Below are 25,286 nucleotides of genomic sequence, written 5' to 3' on the forward strand. Positions count from 1 at the left end.
GAGGTGGTAAATCGTTGATGCCGGGCAGGCGGGTGCCCGGCGGTTGTCGGTAGCTCGGTCTAGGAGCCTGTCGGGCTTAGCCGGTCGTAGCGAGGGGAAGACCGTTCTGAGTCAGTTTTTGAGCTCTTTTAAGGCGATAAATCGGCAGGATAGCCGATTTACACCGCGTAAGCTGCCCGCAGGGCAAACTACAGGGATGTAGCTTGTGAATAGTGGTTCTATTTAACACGAAAGAGCTCAAAAAATGGCCCCTCTTTTCCCGAGAGAGGCGGCTTTTCCGCACGACTGCATGGATGCAGGAGGTAGGGCGAAGCAGGATACCCGAGCCGAGTAGATCGGTGTTAAGTCCGACAGGCTCCTAGCTCACCTGCAGCGCGGGGATCTGCCTTGCATTGAGCAGGGCGCGCAGGCGTTTTTGCTCGGTGCGCGCCTGGGTCATGGCCTTTTCCTTGACGTGACCGAAGCCGCGGATCTGTTCCGGCAGGCGGGCGAGTGCCACGGCGATGTCGTGGTTGTCGCTGCTGTTGCGGGCGATCAGCTCGTCCATCAGCTGTTCATAGTCGCTGATCAGTGCCCGTTCTGCGCGGCGCTCGTTGGTGTAACCAAAGATATCAAACGCCGTGCCGCGCAGGCCCTTGAGCTTGGCCAGCAGGCCGAAGGCCCTGAGCATCCAGGGGCCGAACTGGCGCTTGCGGGGCAGGCCGGTGTGCGGGTCCCGCTTGCTGAGGATCGGCGGTGCCAGGTGGAATTCCAGCTGGTAGTCACCCTCGAACTGGCTTTCGAGCCGGGCCAGGAAGGCGCCGTCGGTATACAGGCGGGCCACTTCGTACTCGTCCTTGCAGGCCAGCAGCTTGAAGTAGTTTTCGGCCACGGCGCGGGTCAGCGCAAGGCCTGCATCGGCCACATCCAGGCGTTCTTCATGGCGACGCACCCGCTGCACGGCCTGGCGGTAGCGGTTGGCGTAGGCACGGTCCTGGTAGCTCTCCAGGAACTCGGCCCGCCAGTCGATCAGCTCGTCCAGGGTGCGGCTTTTGGAAGCCGGGGCTTGGCGCTGGTTGACCAGGGCCTCGACGCTGTCCTGTTTCCAGGCGGCACGCCGGCCCCAGAGAAAGGCGCCCTTGTTCATGTCGATGGCGACGCCGTTGGTCTCGATAGCCTGTTCGATGGCGCTCGCGGACAGCGGCACCAGGCCCTGCTGGTAGGCAAAGCCGAGCATGAAGAGGTTGGTGGCCAGGCTGTCACCCAGCAGGCGGCTGGCCAGGTGGGTGCCATCGACGAAGCGGCACTTGTCGGCGCCTGTGGCGATCCTGATGGCTTCGCTCATGGATTCGCCCGGAAAGCTGAAATCCCGGTTGCGGGTGAACTCGGCGGTGGGTGATTCGTGGCTGTTGATCACCGCATGGCTGAGGTCGGTGCTGAGCTTGCCCAGCACCTCGTCGCTGGCCGATACCACCAGGTCGAACCCCAGCAGCAGGTTGGCCTCGCCGGCGGCGATGCGCACGGCATGGATGTTGTCCTGACGTGCCGCGATCCGCACATGGGTGGTGACCGGGCCGAATTTCTGGGCCAGGCCCGCCTGATCCAGCACCGTGGCGCCCTTGCCATCAAGGAAGGCCGCCGTGCCCAGCAGGGCGCCCACGGTGGTGACGCCGGTGCCGCCAATGCCGGGCAGCAGGATATTGAAGGGTCGCTCCAGGGAAGGCTGCACGGGTTCCGGCAGATCGGCAAAGTCGCTGTCATCCAGGGCCCGGGGGCCGGCCTTGCGCAGGGAGCCACCCTTGACGGTGACAAAGCTGGGGCAGAAGCCCTCGACGCAGCTGAAATCCTTGTTGCAGGCGTTCTGGTCGATCTCGCGCTTGCGCCCCAGTTCCGTTTCCAGCGGCAGAATGGACAGGCAGTTGGACTGCACGCCGCAGTCGCCGCAGCCTTCGCAGACCGCCTCGTTGATCATCACCCGTTTGGCCGGATCGACCAGCTTGCCGCGTTTGCGCCGACGGCGTTTTTCGGTGGCGCAGGTCTGATCGTAGATGATCGCCGATACGCCCTTGTATTCGCGCAGCTCGCGCTGCAGGCCGTCGAGCTCGCGGCGGTGGTGGAAGCGCGTGCCGGGGGCAAAGTCGGCCCGGCTCGAGTACTTGTCGGGTTCATCGGACACCAGCAGGATGCAGCGGATGCCTTCGCCATAGAGCTGCTGGCTCAGCTGCTGCACTGTCAGCGTGCCGTCGATGGGCTGGCCGCCGGTCATGGCCACGGCATCGTTGTACAGCAGCTTGTAGGTGATGTTGACGCCGGCGGCGACGGCCGCACGAATCGCCAGTATGCCGGAATGAAAATAGGTGCCATCGCCGAGGTTTTGGAACACATGGGGCGTATCGGTGAACGGCGCCTGGCCGATCCAGGTGGCGCCTTCGCCTCCCATCTGGGTGAAGGTTTCGGTGCTGCGGTCCATCCACATGGCCATGTAGTGACAGCCGATGCCTGCCATCGCACGGCTGCCGTCCGGCACCTTGGTGGAGGTGTTGTGCGGGCAGCCGGAGCAGAAATGCGGCGGGCGCTGAATCACCTCGCCGCGGTGGCTGAGGTAGTCTTCCTTGTCGGCGAGGAACTTGAGGCGCTGCTCCACCTTGGGGCCCGAATACAGCGGTGCGATGCGTTTGGCGATGACGCGGGCGATCATGGCGGGCGTCAGTTCGCTGAGGTTGGGCAGCAGGGAAGCGCCTGCCTCGTCGAATTCGCCGACCACCCGCGGGCGTTCGTCCACCGGCCAGTTGTACAGCTGGCCGGTGACCTGGTCTTCGATAATGCTGCGCTTTTCCTCCACCACCAGGATTTCGTCCAGGCCCTTGGCGAACTCGTGCACTGCGACCGGCTCCAGCGGCCAGCTCATGCCGATTTTCAGTACCCGCAGGCCGATGCGGGCGCAGGTGCCCTCGTCCAGGCCCAGGTATTCCAGTGCCTGGAGCACATCGAGGTACGACTTGCCGGTGGTGATGATACCGATGCGCGGGTTGGGGCTGTCGAGCACCACCCGGTTCAGGTTGTTGGCACGGGCGAAGGCCAGGGCGGCGTAAATCTTGTAGGTGTTGAGGCGCTTTTCCTGCACCAGGGGCGGGTCGGGCCAGCGAATATGGACGCCGTCCGCGGGCATCTCGAAATCGGTCGGGTAACGGACCTGCACCCGCAGCGGGCTGACCTCCACGACGGCGGAGGAATCCACGGTTTCGGCGATGGTCTTCATGGCGACCCAGCAGCCGCTGTAGCGGGACAGCGCCCAGCCGAGCACGCCGTAATCGAGAATCTCCTGCACGCCGCAGGGATTCAGCACCGGCACCATGGCGCCGATAAAGGCATGCTCGCTCTGGTGGGCGATGCTGGAGGATTTGCAGGCATGGTCGTCACCGGCCAGCAGCAGCACGCCGCCATGCGGCGACACGCCGGCGGAGTTGCCATGCTTGATGACATCGCCGCTGCGGTCCACGCCCGGGCCCTTGCCGTACCAGAGCCCGAAAACACCGTCGTAGCGGGCGCCTTCGAACAGGTTGACCTGCTGGCTGCCCCAGACGGCGGTGGCGGCGAGCTCCTCGTTGACGCCGGGCTGAAAATGAATATGGTTGTCTTTCAACTGTGCGCGCTGCTGCCACAGCGTCTTGTCCAGGTTGCCCAGCGGCGAGCCGCGGTAGCCGGAAATGAAGCCCGCGGTATTGAGGCCGGCGGCCTGGTCGCGCTGGTGCTGCAGCAGCGGCAGCTGTGCCAGCGCCTGGGTACCGGTCAGGTAGTGCTGCCGGGTTTCGGCCTTGTCTGCCTGGTTTGCGTAGTCGATAGACACCGTATCACCTCGTTCTTATTGGTAGCCGCTGCGTAGTTGTTAACTATGCTACAGCCTTGATATCGCATTTTTTTGTCTATTCATGCAGAATATTGAGTAAAGCCTGCATGATTGTTTTATTATTTTCAGCATAGTTGAATAAAAATACCGATGCAGGTTTTTTCACTGCACCGGCCCGCCGGAGTCCGATGTGATGAGTACCACCCTGAGTCCCCTGGATCGCCAGATACTGGCGCTGCTGCAAAGCAATGCGGATCTTTCGGCTGCCGAGATCGCCGAGCGGGTGGGGCTGTCGCAGTCGCCCTGCTGGCGGCGCATCAATCGCATGCAGGAGGAAGGCCTGATCAAGGGCAAGTTTGCCGTGCTGGATCGCACTCGGCTGAACCTGGGGGTGGTGGTGTTCGCCGATGTACGCCTGTCGAGCCACGGCTGGGAAAACCTGGCGGAATTCGAGCAGGCCATGGAAACCTATCCCCAGGTGGTCGAGTGCTACACCATGGCCGGCGCCAACGATTACCTGCTGAAAATCGTGATGCCGGACATCCAGCAGTACGAAGTCTTCGTGCGGGAGAAAATCCTGCGCCTGCCCCATATCAAGGAGCTGCATTCCAATATCAGCATGTCGGAGATCAAGTGCACCACCGAACTGCCGCTGGAGTACTGTGGCTGAGGTGCGCAGGTGTCTGTGGACTACACTGTGCGGGTTCTGAAGGAGGTCTCACATGCACCAGATTCTGGTTTATGCCGACTCGCTGAGCTGGGGCATCATTCCCGATAGCCGGCAGCGGTTTGCCTTTGAGCAGCGCTGGCCCGGCGTGATGGAGCTGGCGCTGGGGCGGGCAGGGGTGTCGGCGCGGGTCATCGAGAACTGCCTGAACGGGCGGCGCACGGTCTGGGACGATCCGTTCAAGCCGGGTCGCAACGGCCTTGAGGGGCTCGGCGCCTGTATCGAGATGAACTCGCCGCTGGCGCTGGTGATCCTGCTGCTGGGTACCAACGATTTTCAGTCCATGCATGCACACAATGCCTGGCACTCGGCTCAGGGCCTGAGTGCGGTCATCGGCGCCATTCGCGGCGCTCCCATCGAGCCCGGCATGCCGGTGCCGCCGATACTGGTGGTGGCACCTCCGCCTGTACAGAAGGCCAAAGGGTTGATTGCACCTAAGTTTGCCGGGGCTGAGACCAGGGCGCTTGGCTTGAGGGATGCTATTGAATCGGTCGCCCGGGAGCGCGGCTGTCACTTTTTCGATGCCGGCGCCGTAACACCGACCAGCCGGGTGGATGGCGTGCACCTGGACGAGGATCAGCATCGGCGCCTCGGCGAGGCGCTGGCACTGGAGGTACAGACGCTGTTACCCCACGATCAACACCCAATCCCATGATGATTCGCGACTACCGGGCGGCTGACTGCCGGGCCATCGCCGACCTGTTTCACGCTGCGGTTCATGCAATCGATGATGCGCACTACAGTGCGGCACAACGTGAGGCCTGGGCGCCGACACCGCCGGACTATGGAGTCTGGGCGGCACGGCTAGAGCGTCGGCAACCGCTGGTGGCGGAACAGGACGGTCTGATTCAGGGGTTCATAGAACTGGAGCCGGACGGCCATATCGACTGTTTTTATGTCCACCCGAACTTCCAGCGTTGCGGCGTCGCAACGCGGCTGTTGCAACGGGTGCTGGATATCGCTCAGGCGCGCGCCCAATGCAGGCTTTATGTCGAGGCCAGCACTGCGGCGAGGCCTTTGTTCGAGTCCCATGGATTTGAACTGCTGGGCCAGAATCGCGTAGAGCGGCGAGGGCAGGTGCTGATCAACTACCGGATGGTGCTGCAGATCGGGTAACGCTGCATGTCCTGGCGTTTGAGCGGCTGGCGTCGCTATCAGGGGGTAGCACTCTATACTGCAGGCAGGACAGTAGAGTTGTCACAACAACAGGAGGCGCACAGACATGTTCAGGATCGAAGTCACGGGGCCGAACCGTATCGAGATCGAATTATCCGGCCAGCTGAACAGCGAGCAGATGAAGGTTGGGCTCGATGAGCTGATCGACAAGACGCGGGAATTCAGTCGCGGGCAGATGCTTTACCGTATTTACGACTTTGATTTTCCGACCCTCGGGGCACTCGGCGTGGAGCTGTCGCGCCTGCCGGCTTTGTTCGGCCTGCTGCGCAGATTCGGCCGGGCTGCGGTGCTGTCCGATAAAAAATGGATTCAGCGCATCAGCGAGCTTGAGGGGCATCTGTTTCCCGGGCTGGAGGTCAAGGCCTTTGACTACAATGACGTGGCGGCAGCAGAAACCTGGCTGGCACACTAGCAGCCGGTTGGACATAACATGGATCTCGATCGTCTAAGCCTCGACAGGCTGCCAGGACGCTCTATCGAGAGTCGGTATTTTGAATTGTGGAGCGAGACAACGATATGAAACCCCGTATTAGCCTGATTACACTGGGTGTTGACGATCTGGAGGCGTCGGTATCTTTTTACCGGGACGGACTCGGGCTGGCAACGGAGGGCATTATTGGCGCGGACGTTGAGGATGGCGCTGTCGCCTTCTTTGACCTGCAGGGCGGCCTGAAGCTGGGACTTTTTCCGCGCAAGAGTCTGGCCAAGGATGCCGGGTTGCCTATCGTTGGGGCGGGTGATCAACGCGGCGACGCCGGTTTCAGCCTGGCCCACAACGTGGCCTCAAAGGCGGAGGTCGATCAGGTCATGGCGCAGGCTGCAACAGCCGGTGCTACCGTGCTTAAGCCCGCCCAGGATACTTTTTGGGGCGGTTATGCCGGTTACTTTCAGGACCCGGAGGGGCATCTGTGGGAGGTGGCCTGGAATCCCCACTGGCCACTGCCAGCAGATTGATGGGGCGAGACCGGGCGCTAGCGCAACTTGCGCCGTATTAAAATATAGGGCCCTTGCCGTACGGCAAGGGCCCTATATTTTAGACGGCGAATATAGCGGCTATTTACGGCTATCTATACAGCAGCTGTGGCAGTACCAGCGAGATCCAGCTGACCAGGGTGATCAGCGTCAGGCGCACGATGTCGGCGCACCAGAAGGGCGTAATGCCGCGAAAGATGGTGCCGGTGCGCACATCCGGCAGCACGGCGCTGAGCACGAAGACGTTCATGCCCACCGGCGGCGTGATCAGGCTGATCTCGGTCACGATCACCACCACGATGCCGAACCATACCGGATCAAAGCCCAGGCTTTGCACCAGCGGGAAGAAGATCGGCACCGTGAGCAGCAGCATCGACAGGCTCTCGAACACCATGCCCAGCACCATGTAGATCATCAGGATGACGAAGATCACGGTCATGGGCGATACGTCCAGCGAGGTGACGAAGGTCAGCAGCTCATCCGGCAGGCCGGCCCGGTTGATGAAGTTCGAAAAGATCAGCGCGCCAATCAGTACCGTGAACAGCATGGCGCTGGTACGGGCGGTGTCGGTCAGCAGCTCGAACAGTGAAGCCAGGGTCAGGGATTTGCGCAGCAGGGCGATGACAAAGGCCCCGCCGGCGCCGATACCGGCGGCTTCCGTGGGCGTGAACACACCCAGGTAGATACCACCCATCACCAGCACGAACAGCAGCAGAATATCGCGCACATCCTTCAGCGCACTCAGGCGCTGCGGCCAGCTCTGGCGTTCGCCGCCGGGGCCCTTTTCGGGGTTGCGCCACACCACCCAGCGCACCGCGCCAAGATAGAGCAGGATGCCGATCATGCCGGGAATGAAGCCCGCAGCAAAGAGTTCGCGGATGCTGGTTTCGGTCAGCAGGCCATAGATCACCAGGATCACGCTGGGCGGAATCAGGATCCCCAGAGTGCCGCCGGCGGCAATGGAGGCGGTGGCCAGCGAGTCATCGTAGCCGTACTTGCGCATTGGCGGCATGGCGACCTTGGCCATGGTGGCGGAGGTTGCGAGGCTGGAGCCGCAAATGGCGGAAAAGCCGCCGCAGGCGACCACCGTGGCCATCGACAGGCCACCCTTCATGTGGCCCATGAAGGCATTGGAGGCGCGATAGAGCTCGTGGGACAGCCCCGAACGGGTGACCAGGTTACCCATCAGGATGAACAGCGGAATCACCGACAGGCTGTATTCCTGGGCGGTGGAAATCACCCGCGAGGTGGCCATGGCCAGCGGTGCCGTCCAGCGGAAATCCATCAGGTTGTCGATGCGCAGGCCCGACAGGTAGGCAAAGCCGAAGAAGCCCACCAGGGCCATGGCGAAGGCCAGGGGGATGCGCACCATTACGATCATAAACAGAAGCAGGCCGAAACCTATTAGGGCAACAGTCATGGCGTTGGTTTCCGAGTGTTGTTTTTATTGCAGGGCGTTGCGTGCCGTCGTACGGCCCGCGAACAGGCGGTACAGACCCCAGCCCAGGGTGCCGGCGGCAGCCACCCAGCACATCAGGCCGATGTATTGCATCACATAGCCCAGCGGCATCTGCAGATGCTCGGTGACTTCGTGCCGGCGTATGGAACGCGCCGCCTGCGCAAATACCTGCTGACCCAGGAAATACAGCGCCACCGAGATCAGCAGTACCGACAGTGCTTCCATCGTCCGTACCCAGGCGGGGCCGAAAAAGCCATCCATGATGTCGACCACCACATGGGTGGCACGCCAGGTAATGACCGGGATTTCGGCGAAGACGATGATGGCGATGGCGATTTCGGTCATCTCGACCGCGCCATCCACCGCATTGCTGAAGAAGTAGCGGCCCACCACATCGGCGCAGGTCAGCAGCATCAGTAGCGCCAGGGTCAGGGCGGCCAACGCCTCTAGGGCGAAGGCCAGCCACCGTACCGGGCCTTTCTCTTTGTAGTGCTCATGCAGCCAGGCAGAGAAACGCATGGGGTGACTCCTTAGTTCTTGTATTAACCCGAAGGGTTGATCCATGAAGCAGGGATGCTCCATCATTGGCCGCAGGCCAATACGAACGCCAGAAGAACCAGCATGTCCGCGCACCTGCGCCTGTTTTTATGGCGTGACCGCACACACGCATCCATGCGTGTGCGTCATACCGTACATCCTGTACATAACCGACAAATAGGGAGGGAACCTATTTGTCGGCTAGGTTAATAGTGGCGGGCAACGTCACGCAGTTCCTGCAGTGCTGCCTTGGCGTCCACATCCAGATCGCTGACCTCCTTGAACCAGACATCGTCCAGTCCAGCGGCCAGGGTGCGGAACTCTTCCATCATGGGCGCGTCTGCGGCCACTTCCACCACGTTGACGCCGTTGCTGCGGCTGTCTGCCAGTGCATCGGTACCGCACTGATCCCAGACCTCGCCGGCCAGGCGCGACAGCTTCTCGCCGGAGACGCTGCGAATCGCTGCCTGGTCCGCTTCAGACAAGTCCGCCATGAAATCCTGGTTGATGAAAATGCCAAAACTGCCCAGATACAGGCCGCCCGGCAGCAGGGTAAGGTTGGTGGCGACTTCGCTCAGGCGCAGGGTTTTCTGTTCGCACACCGGCAGCAGGGCACCGTCGATCACGCCCTGCTGCATCATTTCGTATACCTTGGGTGCCGGCGCGTTGACGGCCGTTACATGCAGCCGCTCGCCCAGAATGCTCTGGATGCCGCCGCCCAGGCGGATTTTCTTGCCTTCCAGGTCCGCCAGGCTGTTAACCGGTGCGGCAGTCTGTATCTGGCCCGGGGCATGGGTGAAGAGACCGACGACTTCAAGGCCGGCATGCTCGTTAGCCTTGGCGAGGTATTTTTCGTAGATGCGCCAGTAGGCCACGGAGGCCGCTTCGGCACCGGCGCCCAGCAGCGGCTGTTCAACGATCTGGGTCAGGCGAAAACGCCCTGGTACATAGCCGTGGAAGGACCAGCCGGCATCGGCAACACCGTCTTCCACCAGGGTGAAGATGTCCTTGGGATGGCCCAGGTCATAGTCGATCTTCAGGCTGACACGGCCGTCGGTGGCTTCCTCGATCCATTTGCCCCAGGTGGGCAGGACCACGGCGTTTTGTGGGTGGGTCGGCGGCAGCCAGCTGGCAACGTGCATCTCGGTCTGGGCCATCAGCGGTGTGGCGGAAAAAGCGATGACGGTGGTAGCCAGTGCAATGAGTTTTCTAGCGTTCATCGAAGTATCCTTATTATGGTTATCAACTTTCGTTCAAGCATCGGTGCGACAGCAGCCGTCCAGGCACGAGGCTGTGGTAGGGATGCTGTCTACGTTACCGCCCGTACCGTGGCGGATCATCGGGGTCTTGCTTACAACATTGTTTCTGTTTTGGAAATAATCCCGTCCCGGCGGTTGTGTGGCCGCAGGGACGGGGTTTAGGTTCAGTGGTCGAAGTCCAGCACCACCTTGTCGGTCAGCGGGTAGCACTGGCACGACAGCACATAGCCTTCGCGTAGTTCGTAGTCCTCGAGTGCAAAGTTGGCGTCCATCTCCACTTCGCCTTCAACTACCCGCGCACGGCAGGTCGAGCAGACACCGGCCTTGCAGGAATAGGGCAGATCGGCACCGTGGGCATTGCCGGCATCCAGGATGCTGTCGCTGTTCTTGGCCAGTTCGAACGCCAGCTGGCGGCCATCGGAGATCACGGTGACCTGGCAAAGCTCGGTCGGTGCGTCTGCCGGTACTTCACGCTTACGCTGCTGCTGGGCGCCGGTGGCGGCAAAGAGTTCGAAATGGATTTTCGACCGGTCGAGCTCATGCGCCTGCAGCTGTTCGCTGACCGTTTCGATCAGTGTCTGAGGGCCGCAAAGGAAGGCGGCATCCAGTGTCGGCACGTCGAGCCAGCGATCGAACAGCTCGCGGCACTTGTCTGCGTCGATACGGCCGTTGTAAAGCTCGATGTCCTGCTGCTCGCGGGTCATGATAAACACCAGATTGAAACGGCCCATAAAGCGGTTCTTCAGGTCTTCGAGCTGTTCGCGCAGTAGGGTGCTGGCGGTGGCCCGGTTACCGTAGAACAGGGTGAAGTTGCTTTTGGGTTCGGTTTCCAGGGTGCTCTTGATGATGGACACAATGGGCGTGATGCCGCTGCCGGCCGCCACGGCCAGGTAGTTGCCGGTGCGAGCGACATCCAGCTGGGTGTGGAAGTGGCCGGACGGGGGCATGGCTTCAAGCTGCATGCCGGCCCTGGCGCTATCGTTGAGGTAGTTGGAGAACAGGCCGCCGGAGACGCGCTTGACGGCAATGCGCAGTTCATCGTCATGGATGCCGGTACAGATGGAGTAGGAACGGCGTACTTCTTCGTTGTCCAGGGTGGTACGCAGCACCAGGTGCTGGCCCTGGGTAAAGCGGAATTCCTGTTTCAGGTCCGCGGGCACGTTAAAGGCAATGGATACCGCATCGCGGGTTTCCTGGCGTACGTCCGCGACTTCCAGCAGATGAAAACGGCTCATAATTTTCTCACTCTTGTTAGCTCTGGTCGGTTAGCGGTTGGGCTCACGCCTGGCAAGGCGGCTATCGGGTTATCCCTGTGTCGGGTTATGGCCCTGCGGGCCACCACTCAACCTGTGCCTGTTCGACGATCGTAGGTTTGGTGAAACGCAGTGAAACCCAACATTCGTTACCCAGCGATTGTTCTCAGGTGTTATGGGAAACAGGTCCCTATATACATTTGAAATAGTCGAAGGGCTCCAGGCAGTCGGTGCAGCGGTACAGCGCCTTGCAGGCGGTGGACCCAAATTCGCTGACCCGTTCTGTGTGCTCTGACCCGCACTGCGGGCAGGCGATGACCGGCTCCTCGCCCAGCAGGCTGCGCTTGCTGGCACTGCCCACGGGGGGCGCTATGCCATAGTCGCGCAGCTTGTTACGCCCGCTCTCGCTGATCCAGTCGGTGGTCCAGGCCGGGGCCAGCTGCTGATGCAGCTGCACATACGCAATGCCCGCCTGGTGCAGCGCCTGCAGGATCTCCTGCTCGATAAAGGCCGTGGCCGGGCAGCCGGAGTAGGTGGGCGTCAGCGTCACCTGCAGCTGCTGCTCGTGCCATTGCAGGTCGCGCACAATGCCCAGTTCCACCACGCTGACCACCGGGACTTCCGGGTCCAGCACCTCATCCAGCAGTTGCCAGACGTGCGCCAGGGGCGGCTGCGCGGCGGTGCTGGCCGGCCGGCGGTCGCTGGCAATCAGGCTGTTGGCCGTGTGGTTCATAAGCTGTGGCTGACGCATGGGCAACCCCTCCTGTTATCGACGCTAGGATGTTCTATGCAGAAGTCTTACCAGACGGCGTCCGGGTAGGCGCGCGGCAGGAATTGCATTTCGGCCAGCAGGTAACCCAGCTGCTCGGTATGCAGTCCCTGCTTGCCGCCTTGCTGCATGTAGCTGTCCATGGGCGGGCAGTCGAGCGTTGCTTCTTTCAGGGTGGCGCTGACATGGGCCTGCCACTGGGCCTTGATGGCAGCGCTATCCGGGGCGATGCCGGCTTCGACGAGAAGGTTGTCGATGTCGTCGGCCATCAGCATTTCACCGCTGTAGGTCCAGATGTCGTCGATGGCCTGCTGCATGTTCTGGTGGCTTTCGTCGGTGCCATCACCCAGGCGCTTGATCCAGGCGCTGGAGCGGCGCAGGTGATAGGTCACTTCCTTCAGGGCCTTGGCGGCAATCGCGGCGATACGCGCATCCTTGCTGTCGCACAGCGCCTGCAGCAGATAGTAGTGCCAGGCGTCGAACAGGTACTGGCGCGCCAGGGTATCGGCGTAGTTGCCATTGGCCTGTTCGGTGATCAGCAGGTTGCGGTATTCGCGCTCGTTGCGGCGAAAGCTGAGGTCATCGGCACTGCGGCCTTCGCCCTGTAGCTCGGCGGCGTATTCCAGCCAGCTGCGGGCCTGGCCGATCAGGTCCAGCGCCACGTTGCCCAGGGCCATCTCTTCTTCCAGCGCCGGGGCGTTGCCAACCCACTCGCACAGACGCTGGGCGAGGATGATGTCGCTGTCGCCCAGGCGCAGCAGGTATTCGGTCAAGGCGTGTTGCGTAGTCATGCTGAGCCTCCGTTACATGTGGCCAACTTCTTGGGGCAGGTCGTAGAAGGTCGCATGGCGATAGACCTTGTCGTCGCTGGGATCGAACAGCGGCTCCTTCTCGTCCGGGGATGAGGCGGTGATCTGCGCCGAGGGCACGACCCAGAGGCTCACACCTTCGCTGCGACGGGTATAGAGTTCGCGGGCGTTTTCCAGGGCCATGGCGGCATCGGCGGCGTGCACGCTGCCGACATGCTTGTGGTTCAGGCCGTGCTTGCTGCGCACGAATACTTCAAAAAGAGTCCAGTCAGACATGATGTTGTCCTCGTTTTAGGCGGCTGCTTGTTTGTGTTTGTCGGCATAGGCCTTGGCGGCTTCGCGTACCCAGGCGCCGTTTGCGTAGGCGTTGCGGCGTGTCTTCAGGCGGTCTTTGTTGCAGGGGCCGTTGCCCTTGAGGACGCTGTAGAACTCGCTCCAGTCGATGCTGCCGAAGTCGTAGTGACCGCGCTCTTCGTTCCACTTCAGGTCCGGATCCGGCACCGTGCAGCCCAGCAGTTCGAGCTGCGGGATGGTCTGATCGATAAAGCGCTGGCGCAGGTCGTCGTTGCTCATGCGCTTGACCTTCCACTGCATCGACTGCGCCGAGTTGGGGGAGTCGGTATCGTGTGGGCCAAACATCATCAGGGCCGGCCACCAGAAGCGGTTGATCGAGTCCTGCACCATGGCTTTCTGTTCGTCGGTGCCGTTGCGCATCATTTCCAGCAGGATCTGGTAGCCCTGGCGCTGGTGGAAGCTCTCTTCCTTACAGATGCGTATCATGGCACGGGAATATGGCCCATAGGATGTTCTCTGTAGTACAACCTGGTTGACGATGGCGGCACCATCCACCAACCAGCCGATGGTTCCCATGTCGGCCCAGCTGCGGGACGGGTAGTTGAAGATGCTGGAGTATTTCACTTCGCCGCTGTGCAGCTTTTCCAGCTCCTCGTCCCGGTTGGCGCCCAGGGTTTCCATGGCGCTGTAGAGATACAGGCCATGCCCGGCTTCATCCTGGATCTTGGCCAGCAACTGTAGCTTGCGCTTGAGGTTGGGGGCGCGTGTCAGCCAGTTCTTCTCGGGCAGCATGCCCACGATCTCGGAATGGGCGTGCTGGGACATCTGCCGGATCAGGGTGCGACGATAGGCTTCGGGCATCCAGTTCTTGGCTTCGATCTTGATGTCGGCATCAATCTTTTCCTGAAAATGGCGCTCTTCGGGCGACATCTCATTCAGTGTCTTGACGCGTTTAACGCCGGTATCCACGAGTTGGGCGTACATGTTGGGCTCCTCACTTGCGTGCGAATGCGCGCGGTCGCTGTCGGTTTAGGATGATTATATGACACGAAATAAATAAGTAAAGATAAATTAATGTGTCAGGTTATGAAAAGTGTTCAGGCGAGGTGGCGATTGTTAGCGCGTGAGTGGTGAAAAGGAGAGGTGAAAGGAGAGGTGCAAGGCGCAAGGCGAGGGCGTGATAGAAATCCGGGTGCTGTCGTTGATTGCAGGAGCGGCTTCAGCCGTGAATGGCCGGTCAAAGTGTTGTGTTCATTGTTCGCGGCTGAAGCTGCCCCTGCGGATGATTGGCACCGCGTTGTACAGCGCCCTCCGGTTAGGCGAGGTCCTTCTTTACCCGGATTCCCAGGCGCTTGGCCAACCGTTGCAGATTGGCCCTGTCCATTTCCAGGTGGCGGGCCGTGGCAGACCAGTTATGTTCCTCCCTGGCCAGAACGTCGCTGATCAGCTTGCGCTGGAAGGCGTCCACCGCCGCCTTGAGGCTGAGGGGGTGGTCATCGGCAGGCAGCTCGGGCCGGTTGGGCTGGGGCGCTGGAGTGCTGTCGAGGTCGCAGTGGCCAGGATTGATGGTGACAAAGCCCTGCTGGCCCTGATCGCGCACCGCCTTGAGGGCGCTGCGGCTGATGCAGTGCTCTAGCTCCCGCACGTTACCGGGCCAGTCGTAGGCCAGTAATAGCGACTGGGTGGCCTGGCCCAGCTTGAGCTGTTTCAGGCCGAGCCGGCGGCGGGTGTTTTCCAGGAAGAAGCCGGCCAGCAACAGGATATCGGCGCCGCGACTGCGCAGTGGCGGCACCTTGATGGGGTAGACGCTCAGGCGATGGTAGAGGTCGGCCCTGAAACGGCCGGCCGCCACTTCTGCCTTGAGGTTGCGGTTGGTGGCGGCGATCACCCGAACATCGACCAGTTGCACCCGGTCCTGACCTACCGGCTGGATTTCGCCGTTTTGCAGGGTGCGAAGCAGCTTGCTTTGGGTGGCAAGAGACAGCTCCCCCACCTCGTCCAGAAACAGGGTGCCGCCGTCGGCCAGCAGGAACTTGCCGGTACGGGCGTTGGCGGCGCCGGTGAAGGCCCCCTTGGTGTGGCCGAACAGCTCGCTCTCGATCAGTTGCTCGGGCAGGGCGGCGCAGTTGATGTGCACCAGCGGCGCCTGGCGCCGGTTGGACTGGGCGTGCAGGGTGCGGGCGACCAGTTCCTTGCCCACCCCTGTCTCCCCCAGTACCAGTACAGTGAAGTCCGACGGGGCCACCAGTGCCAGTTCCTGCTTGAGTCGGGTCATCACTGCGCTTCCCCCCAGCAGACTGCTACCGTCGCGGCTCAGGGCTTCGGAGGTCAGCTCCTGCATCACCTGCACGCTGCGCTGGGCCTGCTGTTCCAGACCGTCGAGCACCATGGCGGCTTTAAGGGTGGCGGCCGCCAGGGCCGAAACCACCTCCAGCGTGCGCTCGCCGATGCTGTCGAAGCTGTCGGGCTGCAGGCTGTCCAGGGTCAGGAAACCCAGCAGCCGGTTGTCGCTGTAGAGCGGCAGGCCCATGCAGGCGTGCACCGGCAGGTCACCGGCTTCCGCCAGCAGCAGGCCGTCGTAGGGATCGGGGAGGTCGCTGTCGGTGGCGAAGCGCACCGGTCGGCCGGCGTCGGCGATGGCCTTGAAGCGGGGATGGTCGTCCAGGTGGAAACGGCGTCCCCTAGTGTCGGTGCTAAGTCCCTGGATGGCCAGCGGTACAGCCTGGGATTCCCGGTATGCCAGCAGGGCGATGGCGTCGCAGGGGATAGCCTTGCGCAGGGCCGTCAACAGCCGGTCGAATCTGTCTTCGTTGGCCAGGCTCGTGGCCAGGTCGAGGGCGATGCTAACCAGCAGGCTATGGTTGATATCTGTCATGAGTCGTTTTGACTCAGTAGTGTCTGAATGATTCAGAAACAGTGTGAGTCAAATTGACACTAATGGCCAGTAGTAAGTTTTATGTTGTTGATAGTAAATAAAATAATTTCATGGCATGGCTTTTGTATCAGTTAGGTTATACACCACTGTATCGAGGGCTCCACAATGACCATTCAAGGATCCACCCTGACAATTCTGGGCAACGGCCTGATGCTGCTGTCTGCGCTGGTACTGCTGGGTGCCATTGCCATCAGCTATCCGCTGGCCAGTCATTTCTCCCTGGTCGAACAGATCCTGGCGCACCTGACCCTGATTGTTGACGCGGTGCTGCTCAAGGTGGCTTACGTGATCCGCTGCACCGGTCGTTACCGGCTGGGACTGGAAGTCTGAGCGCGCCCTGGGGTACGCGGTCTCGGAAATCGGGGGGCGTTCAGCATCGCTGGCAGCAGCTGTTCGCGGCTGAAGCCACTCCTGCAGATAGCGGCCACCATGTCCCCGCAGGAGCGACTTCAGTCGCGAATGATCAGCCCGGCGCCTTATTTGCGCAGGTCGGTGACGTGCCTGGCCTTGCCTTCGGAGCGGGTCAGGGTGCCTGGCGCTGTAACGCTGATGGCGGTGCTGATGCCGATGTAGGACTTGATATGGTGCGACAGCTCCTTCACGACCCGCGCCTGGCCCTCTGCGCCGATACCGGCGGCGTCGGGCTTGAGCTCGACCTTCACTTCCACCTGGTCAAGGTTGCCGTTGCGGCTGATCACCATCTCGTAATGGGGTGAGAGTTCCGCCAGGCGCAGAATCTGCTCCTCGACCTGGGTCGGAAAGACGTTGACGCCACGGATGATCAGCATGTCGTCGCTGCGACCGGTGATCTTGTCGATACGGCGCATCGGCCGCGCGGTGCCGGGCAGCAGGCGGGTCAGGTCGCGGGTACGGTAGCGGATGATGGGCAGCGCCTCCTTGGTGAGGGTGGTGAACACCAGCTCGCCGTATTCGCCGTCCGGCAGTACCTCACCGCTGACCGGGTCGATAATTTCCGGGTAGAACAGGTCTTCCCAGAGGGTGGGGCCGTCCTTGGTTTCCAGGCATTCCATGCCCACGCCCGGGCCCATCACTTCGGACAGACCGTAGATGTCCATGGCGTCGATCCCCAGGCGCCTTTCGAGCTCCGTGCGCATGGTGCCGGTCCAGGGTTCGGCGCCAAACACGCCCAGACGCAGGTTCAGCTTGTGCGGATCAACGCCCTGACGGTCCATTTCGTCCGCCAGGTTGAGCATGTAGGACGGTGTCACCATGATGACGTCGGGGTTGAAGTCGCGGATCAGCTGCACCTGTTTCTCGGTCTGTCCGCCGGACATCGGAATCACCGTGCAGCCGAGGCGCTCGGCGCCATAATGGGCGCCCAGGCCGCCGGTAAAGAGTCCATAGCCATAGGCCACATGCACGATGTCGCCGGCATGGGCACCGGCGGCCCGCAGCGAGCGCGCCACGACATTGGCCCAGGTGTCGATATCCTTCTGCGTATAGCCCACCACGGTCGGCTTGCCGGTGGTACCGCTGGAGGCATGCAGGCGCACGATATCGCGCATCGGCACGGCAAACATGCCGTAGGGGTAGTTGTCCCGCAGGTCGTTTTTGACTGTGAACGGGAACTTCGCCAGATCCGCCAGGCTGTTGAGCTCACTCGGGTGCACGCCGGCGGCATCAAAGCCCTGGCGGTAGAAGGGCACATTCTCATAGGCATGCATCAGGCTCCAGCGCATGCGCTCAAGCTGGGTATGGCGCAGCTCGTCGATGCTGGCGGTTTCTATGGGGTCCAGAAGGTGGGTCATGGATTTCACCGTGCTGTTCATGGCAATCACTCTTGTTCTTAATTGTTGTCGCTTTGTCCGGCGCTGTCGCGTTTGTCGCGTCAGGCGCCAGGCATTCTTTACTCATCGGCAGCGCTGGATCAGTCGCCCAGGCGCTCGATCACCAGGGCAATGCCCTGGCCGACGCCGATACACATGGTGCAAAGCGCATAACGGCCCTGGCGTCGCTCCAGTTCGTGCAGCGCGGTGGTGACCAGGCGCGCACCGCTCATGCCCAGCGGATGACCGAGCGCAATGGCGCCGCCGTTGGGGTTCACATGATCCGCGTCGTCCGGCAGGCCGAGGTCGCGCAGCACCGCCAGGGCCTGGGCGGCGAAGGCTTCATTGAGCTCGATTACGTCCATCTGCTCCAGGCTCAGGCCGGTCTGCGCCAGCACCTTGCGAACCGCCGGTGCCGGACCGAAGCCCATGATGCGCGGCTCCACACCGGCGGTGGCCATGCCGACGACGCGGCCACGGGCGCGCAGACCATAGCGTGCGGCGCCGGCTGGGCTTGCCATCAGCAAGGCGCAGGCGCCGTCGTTGACGCCCGACGCATTGCCGGCCGTCACGCTGCCGCCCTCGCGAAACGGTGTGGCCAGCTTGGCCAGGGTTTCGAGGCGGGTGTCGCTGCGCGGATGCTCGTCGGTATCAAACACCAGTGCATCGCCTTTGCGTTGCGCAATGCTGACCGGCACGATTTCCTCGGCCAGGCGCCCGGCCTCGATGGCGGCGGCCGTGCGCTGCTGGCTGCGCAGGGCAAAGGCATCCTGGTCCTGGCGCGAGATATTGAAGTCCGCCGCGACGTTCTCCGCCGTTTCGGGCATGGAGTCTACCCCAAACTGCGCCTTCATCAGCCGGTTGACGAAGCGCCAGCCGATGGTGGTGTCAAACAGGTTGGCGCTGCGGCTGTAGGCGGATTCCGCCTTGCCCATGACAAAGGGCGCGCGGGACATCGATTCCACGCCGCCGGCAATCATCAGGTCTGCTTCGCCGGCCTTGATGGTGCGCGCGGCGAGGCCCACGGCATCCATGCCAGAGCCGCACAGGCGGTTGATCGTGGTGCCCGGTACCGTAACCGGCAGACCGGCCAGCAGTGCGGACATGCGCGCCACATTGCGATTGTCTTCGCCGGCCTGGTTGGCGCAGCCGTACAGGATGTCATCCACCTGGCTCCAGTCCACACTGCTGTTGCGCTCCATCAGTGCCTTGATCGGCACGGCGCCCAGGTCATCGGCCCGCACGCTGGCGAGACTGCCTGCGTAGCGACCGATGGGGGTGCGGATGGCATCAATGATCAGGGCGTCTTTCATGCGGAGGTCTCCGGCGCTGATTGTTGTGTGGATGGCTGCGGTTCTGCCAGCAGGGTGCCGCGTACCTGATGTGACTTGCCGCGGAACAGGGCGATACAGTCGCCGTGCTGGTTCTCGATGGTCACGTCATAGATGCCGGTGCGGCCGCTGCGCGAGCGTTCCTGGGCCCGTGCGCACAGCAGGTCGCCGAGCTTGGCCGGTGCCAGGTAGTCGATGGTGCAGCCCGCGCCCACGGTGACGGCGTTGTAGGTGTTGCAGGCAAAGGCGAAGGCGGAATCGGCCAGGGTAAAGATGTAGCCGCCGTGACAGCTGTCGTGACCCTGGATCATGCGCGCACTCACCGGCATGCGAATCACCGCGCTGCCCGGGGCAACCTCGAGAATTTCCATTTCCAGGGCCTGGGTGGCGGTATCCCTGGCAAACATGGCCTGGGCGCAGGCGTCGGCCAGCTGTTGCGGGGTCATGCAGGCCGGATCCGGCCGGGTGCTTGAATCAGTCATGGATGGACTCTCCAGAAAAGGCTTTGCGGCGCAGCAGGGCGGACGGACGGTAGCGTGTCTCGCCATAGCTCTGTTGCAGGTGGGTCAGGGTGCGATGAATGTATGCCAGGCCCACCTGTTCGGCCCAGGCCAAGGGCCCTGCCGGGTAGTTGACGCCAAACTGCATGGCCGTATCGGCGTCACGGGCGCTGCAAACCCCCTGCAGCACGGCATCGCAGGCTTCGTTGGCCAGCATTGCGACGGTGCGAAGCACGGCGAGGCCGGGCGTATCATCGAGTCTGGAGGTCTGAATGCCGGCGGCCGCGAGCAGGGCCGCAACCGGCGCCAGCGCATCGGCGTTGGCCTGATCGGCCAGGCTCAGTGCCAGGCGGCGGCACTGGCGGTAGTCCAGCGCCAGGTCAAACAGCACCAGGTTGTTGATACCCTCGGTGGCTGCACGCTCGGTGGCCATGCGGCCATCGCTGAGCATCAGTACGCTGTCTGCGATGCGGATCAGGCCCGGGCCATCGCGGCGGATCACGTTGATGCCGCTGTCCTGAAGACGCGTAACCAGGCCGTCGGCCGGCCCGAGACTGCCCTCGACGACGATGCTGTCCACCGCCGTCTGGTCGCCGGCGCTGAGCGTGGCCGGTTCCGCGCGCGGCGCATCCGCAGCGTAGTCATAGAAACCGCGGCCGCTCTTGCGTCCGAGCCGGCCGCCTTCCACGAGCGCCTGCTGGGTCAGCGACGGCGTAAAGCGGTTATCGCCGTAATAGGCATCGAATACCGAGCGGGTCACGGCGTAGTTGACGTCGTGTCCAATCAGATCCATCAGTTCAAAGGGACCCATGCGAAAGCCGCCGGCATCACGCATTAGCGCATCCAGGGTGGCGCTGTCGGCAGCGCCTTCTTCCAGCAGGCGCAGGCCTTCGGCGTAGAAGGGGCGGGCCAGGCGGTTGACGATAAAGCCCGGCGTGGATTTGGCATGCACTGCCTTCTTGCCCCAGGCGCCGGCGGTTGCCAGCAGGCAGTCGGCGATGGCCGGGTCCGTATCGAGTCCGGAGATCACTTCCACCAATTTCATCACCGGTGCGGGGTTGAAGAAATGCAGCCCGGCCAGATTCTGTGGCCGCTGCAGCCCCGCCGCGATGGAGGTGATGGAAATCGACGAGGTGTTGCTGGCCAGAATGCAGTCGGTGCTGCAGATGGCCTCGACCTGCGCCAGGACCTGCTGCTTGATGGCGAGGTTCTCAAGGATGGCCTCGATCACCAGGGTGGCCGGTGCCAGTTCGCTCAGTTCGGTGGCGGCGCTCAGTCGTGCCAGCAGTGCCTCGCGGTCATTGGTGTCCAGCTTGCCGCGCTCAACCAGGCGTCCGAGGCCTTTGGCAATGCCGGCGATACCCGCCTCTGCGGCGCCCGGGGCCTTGTCATAGATTATCACCGGGTGGCCCGCGCTGGCGGCGACCTGGGCAATACCGGCGCCCATGGCGCCGGCGCCGATCACCGCCACGGTATGCCCTGTGTTCAATGCATGCATCGCTGGATCTCCTCTCAATGGATGCTTAATGGACGCTCAGTGACCGCTGAAGGTGGGGCGGCGTTTGGCCATGAAGGCGGCGACGCCTTCGCGGTAGTCGTCGGTACGCCCGGCCAGGCGCTGCAGGTCCCGCTCCAGGTCCAGTTGCGCATCCAGGCTGTTGGTGCTGCTGGCATTGAGGGCGCGCTTGATCATCGACAGGCCCTGGGTCGGCTGGGTGGCAAGATGGCGGGCGCAGGCCAGCGCCGTTTCATGCAGGTCGCCGTCATCCACGCAGGACCAGATCATGCCCCACTGGGCGGCCTGTTCGGCGCTGATCTTGTCGCCCAGCATGGCCAGGGCCGTTGCCCGGGCCTGGCCGACGAGGCGCGGCAGGGTCCAGGTGCCGCCGGAATCCGGCAGCAGGCCGATCTTGCAGAAGGCCTGGATAAAGCTGGCTGAGCGTGCTGCAAAGACGATGTCGCAGGCCAGGGCAATATTGGCGCCGGCGCCGGCGGCCACGCCGTTGACGGCACAGATGACCGGCGCCGGAAAGCTGCGCAGCGCACGGATCATCGGGTTGTAGTAGTGCTCGATGGAGAGACCGAGGTCGGGCCTTTCGCTGCCCGGTGCCACATTGCGGTCCGACAGGTCCTGGCCGGCGCAAAAGCCGCGACCATTACCGGTGATCATCAGGCAGCGCACCGCGGGATCCCTGCGGGCACTCTTCAGGGCGTCGCGCACTTCTTCATGCATGTCGCTGTTAAAGCTGTTGAGGCTGGCGGGGCGGTTCAGGGTCAGCAAGGCAACCCCGTGCTCGACGCTGTATTCAATATGCTGGTAAGCCATGAACGGTGATTCCTCGGCGATTATTGTTGGTTGCGGGCGCTGGATCAGCTGCGGCTATCGGGGCGGTTCAGGATCAGCAGTGCGGCACTCCACACACCTGCTCGACGCTGTATTCAATATGCTGGTAAGCCATGAACGGTGATTCCTCGGCGATTATTGTTGGTTGCAGGCGCTGGATCAGCTGCGGCTATCGGGGCGGTTCAGGGTCAGCAGTGCGGCACTCCACACAACCTGCTCGACGCTGTATTCAATATGCTGATAAGCCATTAGCGGTGCTCTCTCGGCGATTATTGTTGGATTCGGTTGCTGCATCAGTGTCCGTGATAGGTCGGTGTGCGCTTTTCGAGAAAGGCGCTGATGCCCTCGTCGCGATCATCCGTGGCCGCCAGCAGGCAGAATGCCTTGCGCTCATAGGCCAGGCCGCCGCTGAGATGCGTTTCCTGCGCCCGGGCCAGTACGTCCTTGGCCTGTTGCAAGGCAATGGGGGCTTTGGCGGCCAGGGTGTCGGCCAGTGCAAGGGCCCGCTCCAGGGTCAGTTCGGGTTCGGTGATTTCGCTGACAAGACCGGCCTGCAGGGCCCGTTCGGCACTGATGGGCTCGCCGGTCATGACCATCTGGGAGGCCAGGGCCTTGCCCAGGGCGCGGATCAGGCGCTGGGTGCCGCCGGCGCCTGGAATGATGCCCAGATTGATTTCCGGCTGGCCGAACAACGCGGTGCGCCCGGCCACGATAATGTCAGCCTGCATGACCAGTTCACATCCGCCGCCCAGGGCAAAGCCGTTCACGGCCGCGATCAGCGGCTTGGGGAAAGCGGCGATGCGGGCCCAGTGGGCGACGCGGGCATCCTGCAGCACACCCACGGCATTGAGCGCTGCCATTTCCTTTACGTCGGCACCGGCGGCAAAGGCGCGGTCGTTGCCGGTGATCACCACGGCCCGCACCCGGCTGTCAGTAGCGCTCTTGTCCAGCAGGGTCGCCAGTTCACCCAACAGCGCGGTGTTGAGTGCGTTCAGTGCCTCGGGCCGGTTCAGCCGGATGAGCAGAACGCCGTCGGCGGGCGTCTCGGCAAGCAGGAATTTCAGCATGGGCCTCTCTCGTCATCTGTCTGCCCGTAGGGCGATCTGGGTGGGCAGTTGTTACCTGAGGTGATCAGGATAACGCTCAAAGAGATACGAATAAATAGAAATATATAAAATTTTTGTGTCTTTTGTTCATTCCGGTGGCGCATATCAAGGACTGATTTGCTGTTCTTCATGGTCCTGTTCAGGGGGGATGAGACGCCGGTTCAGGGTAGCGAATAGCCATATAAGGTACTGTATTCACTTGTTTTAAGGACTTTTTTTACGGCGACTGCCCAAGTCCTGGTCCGGCTTCGAATGCGGGTTGCATCAAGGTGTGACTTTTTTATGTTACCAAATATAACTTTGACAAATAAAAAGCGTGTGATTAGGATTCGGGTATTGCAGATCGGGGCGGCGACGGGGTCGCTGTTCCGTACCGGGGTCGCGTTGTTGCGGCCACGTCCGGGGCGTGGTGCTGATTGCAGCGCCCGTTGAAGGCCATTCACAGGAGAAACGGTATATGTCCAAGGCTCAGGTTTTTTACGAGGCGCACCAAGGCACGCTGGAACAGGCCGTCGCGGCCAACCGGTCGCGGGAGTTCTGGTCACCCTATCCGGAAGCCGCCAGCGGGCGCATCTACGGTGAAACCGCCAATGTTGATGGCCGCGCGTGCTTTGATGGTTATCTGGGTACCCATTTTGAGCTGGCGGTGCCGGCCGTGGCGCAGCAGGTGGGTGAAGAAGAATCCCCCTATGGCCTGGCGCTGGATATCCGTTACGACCGTCCGGATACCGAGGCGCTGATCGCCCGCATGCAGGCCGCGATGCCGGCCTGGCGCGATGCCGGGCCCGAGGCGCGTGCCGGGGTCTGCCTGGAAATACTGGATCGTCTGAACAAGCGCAGCTTTGAAATGGCCTATGCGGTCATGCATACCACCGGTCAGGGTTTCATGATGGCGTTCCAGGCCGGCGGCCCCCATGCACAGGATCGCGGTCTGGAGGCGGTGGCCCGCGCCTTCAGTGAAATGCAGCAGGTGCCGCACCGCGCCAGCTGGGTGAAGCCCCAGGGCAAGCATCCGGCGCTGGCGATGGAAAAGACCTTTCGCGTGGTGCCAAAGGGCATCAGCCTGGTTGTGGCCTGCGCCACCTTCCCGACCTGGAACACCTATCCTGGCCTGTTCGCCAGCCTGGTGACCGGCAATCCGGTGATCGTCAAGCCGCATCCCGGTGCCATGCTGCCGGTAGCCATCAGCGTGCAGATTGCCCAGCAGGTGCTGACCGAAGCCGGATATGACCCTTGTCTGGTGTCCATGGTGCCGGACAGCAAGGCTCAGCCAATCACCAAGGAACTGGCGCAGCATTCTGCCGTGCGGCTGATCGATTTCACCGGCTCTTCCGCGTTCGGCAACTGGCTGGAGCAAAACTGCCCCCAGGCCGAGGTCTTTACCGAGAAGTCCGGCGTCAACACCATCATCATCGACAGCGTCCAGAGCATGAAGGCGGTGGCACGCAACCTGACCTTCACGCTGAGCCTCTATTCCGGCCAGATGTGCACCACCCCCCAGGCGATCTATATTCCGCGCGATGGCATCGAGACCGCTGACGGGCGCCTGAGCTTTGATGAGGTAGCCGAGGCCCTGGCCGGCGGCATCGCCAAATTCACAGACAATACCGAGGTGGCCGTCAACGTGCTGGGCGCCATCCAGAGCACCGATACGCAGGCTCGCATCGACGACTGCGCGAACCTTGGCGAAGTGGCCCTGGCCAGCCGGGCGCTCGAGCATCCGGAATTCCCGCATGCGCGTATCCGCACGCCCATGCTGCTGAAGGTTGATGCCTCCGATATCGACACTTACGGCGAAGAGCGCTTTGGGCCCATCACCTTCCTGATTGCCACCGATAGCACGGCGCATAGTCTGGAGCTTGCACGAAAGGTGATCAGCGAGAAGGGCGCCATCACCCTGGGCGTTTATTCAACTTCTGAGGCGGTGCTGGACCAGGTCGACGCACTGGCGCTGGACGTCAAGGTGGCGCTGTCGTGCAACCTGACCGGTGGTGTCTTCGTGAACCAGTCGGCCGCGTTCAGCGACTTTCATGCCACCGGCGGCAATCCTGCGGCCAACGCCAGCCTGACCGACGGCGCCTTCGTCAGTCGCCGTTTTGTGGTGGTGCAGAGCCGCCGCGATGTGCCGCCTCCGGCCGAGGCGTAAATGCTGTTGCGTCTTGCGGTGCCTCGCGGGTGCTGAAGGCGCGGCACCTGTACAAC

General features: G+C 62.3%; 23 protein-coding genes. 7 read left to right on the forward strand and 16 right to left on the reverse strand.

Features of this window, described 5'->3' with window-relative positions:
• Window positions 1-358: 358 nt before the first annotated feature.
• Window positions 359-3,826, reverse strand: a complete 3,468-nt coding sequence (locus F451_RS0108450; RefSeq protein ID WP_020680927.1) for an indolepyruvate ferredoxin oxidoreductase family protein — start codon at window positions 3,824-3,826, stop codon at window positions 359-361.
• A 193-nt stretch (window positions 3,827-4,019) separates the two neighbouring features.
• On the opposite strand from F451_RS0108450, the gene F451_RS0108455 reads away from it, so the two are divergent.
• The 5 genes from F451_RS0108455 (at window position 4,020) to F451_RS0108475 (ending at window position 6,683) form a co-directional block, all read left to right on the forward strand.
• The gene (locus F451_RS0108455) at window positions 4,020-4,496 is read left to right on the forward strand and encodes an Lrp/AsnC family transcriptional regulator (RefSeq protein ID WP_020680928.1); all 477 of its coding nucleotides are present in this window, start codon (window positions 4,020-4,022) and stop codon (window positions 4,494-4,496) included.
• A 52-nt stretch (window positions 4,497-4,548) separates the two neighbouring features.
• The gene (locus tag F451_RS0108460) at window positions 4,549-5,208 is read left to right on the forward strand and encodes an SGNH/GDSL hydrolase family protein (protein WP_020680929.1); all 660 of its coding nucleotides are present in this window, start codon (window positions 4,549-4,551) and stop codon (window positions 5,206-5,208) included.
• Entirely contained in the window at window positions 5,205-5,669 is a 465-nt protein-coding gene (locus F451_RS0108465; protein WP_020680930.1) for a GNAT family N-acetyltransferase, read from the forward strand. Before F451_RS0108460 ends, F451_RS0108465 begins: the two co-directional genes overlap by 4 nt.
• 106 nt (window positions 5,670-5,775) lie before the next feature.
• The gene (locus F451_RS0108470) at window positions 5,776-6,141 is read left to right on the forward strand and encodes a SpoIIAA family protein (protein WP_020680931.1); all 366 of its coding nucleotides are present in this window, start codon (window positions 5,776-5,778) and stop codon (window positions 6,139-6,141) included.
• A gap of 104 nt (window positions 6,142-6,245) precedes the next feature.
• A complete protein-coding gene (locus F451_RS0108475) occupies window positions 6,246-6,683 on the forward strand; it encodes a VOC family protein (RefSeq protein ID WP_020680932.1) in 438 nt (145 codons plus the stop codon).
• A gap of 109 nt (window positions 6,684-6,792) precedes the next feature.
• Here the strand turns inward: F451_RS0108475 and F451_RS0108480 are convergent, their stop codons facing one another.
• The 9 genes from F451_RS0108480 to norR form a co-directional block, all read right to left on the reverse strand.
• Window positions 6,793-8,121 (reverse strand): TRAP transporter large permease, encoded by a 1,329-nt coding sequence (locus tag F451_RS0108480; RefSeq protein ID WP_020680933.1) that lies wholly within the window; start codon window positions 8,119-8,121, stop codon window positions 6,793-6,795.
• Between the two features lie 24 nt (window positions 8,122-8,145).
• The gene (locus tag F451_RS0108485; protein ID WP_020680934.1) at window positions 8,146-8,679 is read right to left on the reverse strand and encodes a TRAP transporter small permease; all 534 of its coding nucleotides are present in this window, start codon (window positions 8,677-8,679) and stop codon (window positions 8,146-8,148) included.
• Window positions 8,680-8,903: 224 nt separating this feature from the next.
• Entirely contained in the window at window positions 8,904-9,917 is a 1,014-nt protein-coding gene (locus F451_RS0108490) for a TRAP transporter substrate-binding protein (RefSeq protein ID WP_020680935.1), read from the reverse strand.
• Window positions 9,918-10,120: 203 nt separating this feature from the next.
• Window positions 10,121-11,191, reverse strand: a complete 1,071-nt coding sequence (paaE, locus tag F451_RS0108495; RefSeq protein WP_020680936.1) for a 1,2-phenylacetyl-CoA epoxidase subunit PaaE — start codon at window positions 11,189-11,191, stop codon at window positions 10,121-10,123.
• A 208-nt stretch (window positions 11,192-11,399) separates the two neighbouring features.
• The gene (gene paaD / locus F451_RS0108500) at window positions 11,400-11,960 is read right to left on the reverse strand and encodes a 1,2-phenylacetyl-CoA epoxidase subunit PaaD (RefSeq protein WP_020680937.1); all 561 of its coding nucleotides are present in this window, start codon (window positions 11,958-11,960) and stop codon (window positions 11,400-11,402) included.
• A 47-nt stretch (window positions 11,961-12,007) separates the two neighbouring features.
• Window positions 12,008-12,769, reverse strand: a complete 762-nt coding sequence (gene paaC, locus F451_RS0108505) for a 1,2-phenylacetyl-CoA epoxidase subunit PaaC (protein WP_020680938.1) — start codon at window positions 12,767-12,769, stop codon at window positions 12,008-12,010.
• Window positions 12,770-12,781: 12 nt separating this feature from the next.
• A complete protein-coding gene (gene paaB, locus F451_RS0108510; protein ID WP_020680939.1) occupies window positions 12,782-13,063 on the reverse strand; it encodes a 1,2-phenylacetyl-CoA epoxidase subunit PaaB in 282 nt (93 codons plus the stop codon).
• 15 nt (window positions 13,064-13,078) lie between these two features.
• The gene (gene paaA, locus F451_RS0108515; protein ID WP_020680940.1) at window positions 13,079-14,065 is read right to left on the reverse strand and encodes a 1,2-phenylacetyl-CoA epoxidase subunit PaaA; all 987 of its coding nucleotides are present in this window, start codon (window positions 14,063-14,065) and stop codon (window positions 13,079-13,081) included.
• Window positions 14,066-14,396: 331 nt separating this feature from the next.
• Window positions 14,397-15,956, reverse strand: coding sequence for a nitric oxide reductase transcriptional regulator NorR (gene norR / locus F451_RS0108520; RefSeq protein WP_020680941.1), 1,560 nt, complete (start codon window positions 15,954-15,956; stop codon window positions 14,397-14,399).
• Window positions 15,957-16,121: 165 nt separating this feature from the next.
• On the opposite strand from norR, the gene F451_RS0108525 reads away from it, so the two are divergent.
• Entirely contained in the window at window positions 16,122-16,346 is a 225-nt protein-coding gene (locus F451_RS0108525; RefSeq protein ID WP_020680942.1) for a hypothetical protein, read from the forward strand.
• Window positions 16,347-16,492: 146 nt separating this feature from the next.
• Here the strand turns inward: F451_RS0108525 and paaK are convergent, their stop codons facing one another.
• From paaK to paaF, 6 genes are all read right to left on the reverse strand, one after another.
• Window positions 16,493-17,806: a phenylacetate--CoA ligase PaaK gene (gene paaK, locus F451_RS0108530; protein WP_020680943.1), complete on the reverse strand. Its 1,314-nt coding sequence runs from the start codon at window positions 17,804-17,806 to the stop codon at window positions 16,493-16,495.
• A 98-nt stretch (window positions 17,807-17,904) separates the two neighbouring features.
• Window positions 17,905-19,116, reverse strand: coding sequence for a 3-oxoadipyl-CoA thiolase (gene pcaF / locus F451_RS0108535; protein WP_020680944.1), 1,212 nt, complete (start codon window positions 19,114-19,116; stop codon window positions 17,905-17,907).
• Complete coding sequence (paaI, locus tag F451_RS0108540; protein ID WP_020680945.1) at window positions 19,113-19,616, reverse strand: hydroxyphenylacetyl-CoA thioesterase PaaI; 504 nt, start codon at window positions 19,614-19,616, stop codon at window positions 19,113-19,115. The genes pcaF and paaI overlap by 4 nt, the downstream gene beginning before the upstream one ends.
• Window positions 19,609-21,132 (reverse strand): 3-hydroxyacyl-CoA dehydrogenase PaaH, encoded by a 1,524-nt coding sequence (gene paaH / locus F451_RS0108545; RefSeq protein WP_020680946.1) that lies wholly within the window; start codon window positions 21,130-21,132, stop codon window positions 19,609-19,611. Before paaH ends, paaI begins: the two co-directional genes overlap by 8 nt.
• Before the next feature lie 36 nt (window positions 21,133-21,168).
• Window positions 21,169-21,960, reverse strand: a complete 792-nt coding sequence (gene paaG, locus F451_RS0108550; protein WP_020680947.1) for a 2-(1,2-epoxy-1,2-dihydrophenyl)acetyl-CoA isomerase PaaG — start codon at window positions 21,958-21,960, stop codon at window positions 21,169-21,171.
• A 311-nt stretch (window positions 21,961-22,271) separates the two neighbouring features.
• Window positions 22,272-23,045 (reverse strand): 2,3-dehydroadipyl-CoA hydratase PaaF, encoded by a 774-nt coding sequence (gene paaF, locus F451_RS0108560; protein WP_020680949.1) that lies wholly within the window; start codon window positions 23,043-23,045, stop codon window positions 22,272-22,274.
• A gap of 496 nt (window positions 23,046-23,541) precedes the next feature.
• Here paaF and paaN point away from each other — a divergent pair, with 496 nt between their 5' ends.
• Window positions 23,542-25,230 carry a phenylacetic acid degradation protein PaaN gene (gene paaN / locus F451_RS0108565; protein ID WP_020680950.1) on the forward strand — a complete coding sequence of 563 codons (1,689 nt, stop codon included), beginning with the start codon at window positions 23,542-23,544 and terminating at the stop codon, window positions 25,228-25,230.
• Window positions 25,231-25,286: the final 56 nt, after the last annotated feature.

The organism is Marinobacterium rhizophilum DSM 18822, assembly GCF_000378045.1.
Lineage (GTDB): Bacteria > Pseudomonadota > Gammaproteobacteria > Pseudomonadales > Balneatricaceae > Marinobacterium_A > Marinobacterium_A rhizophilum.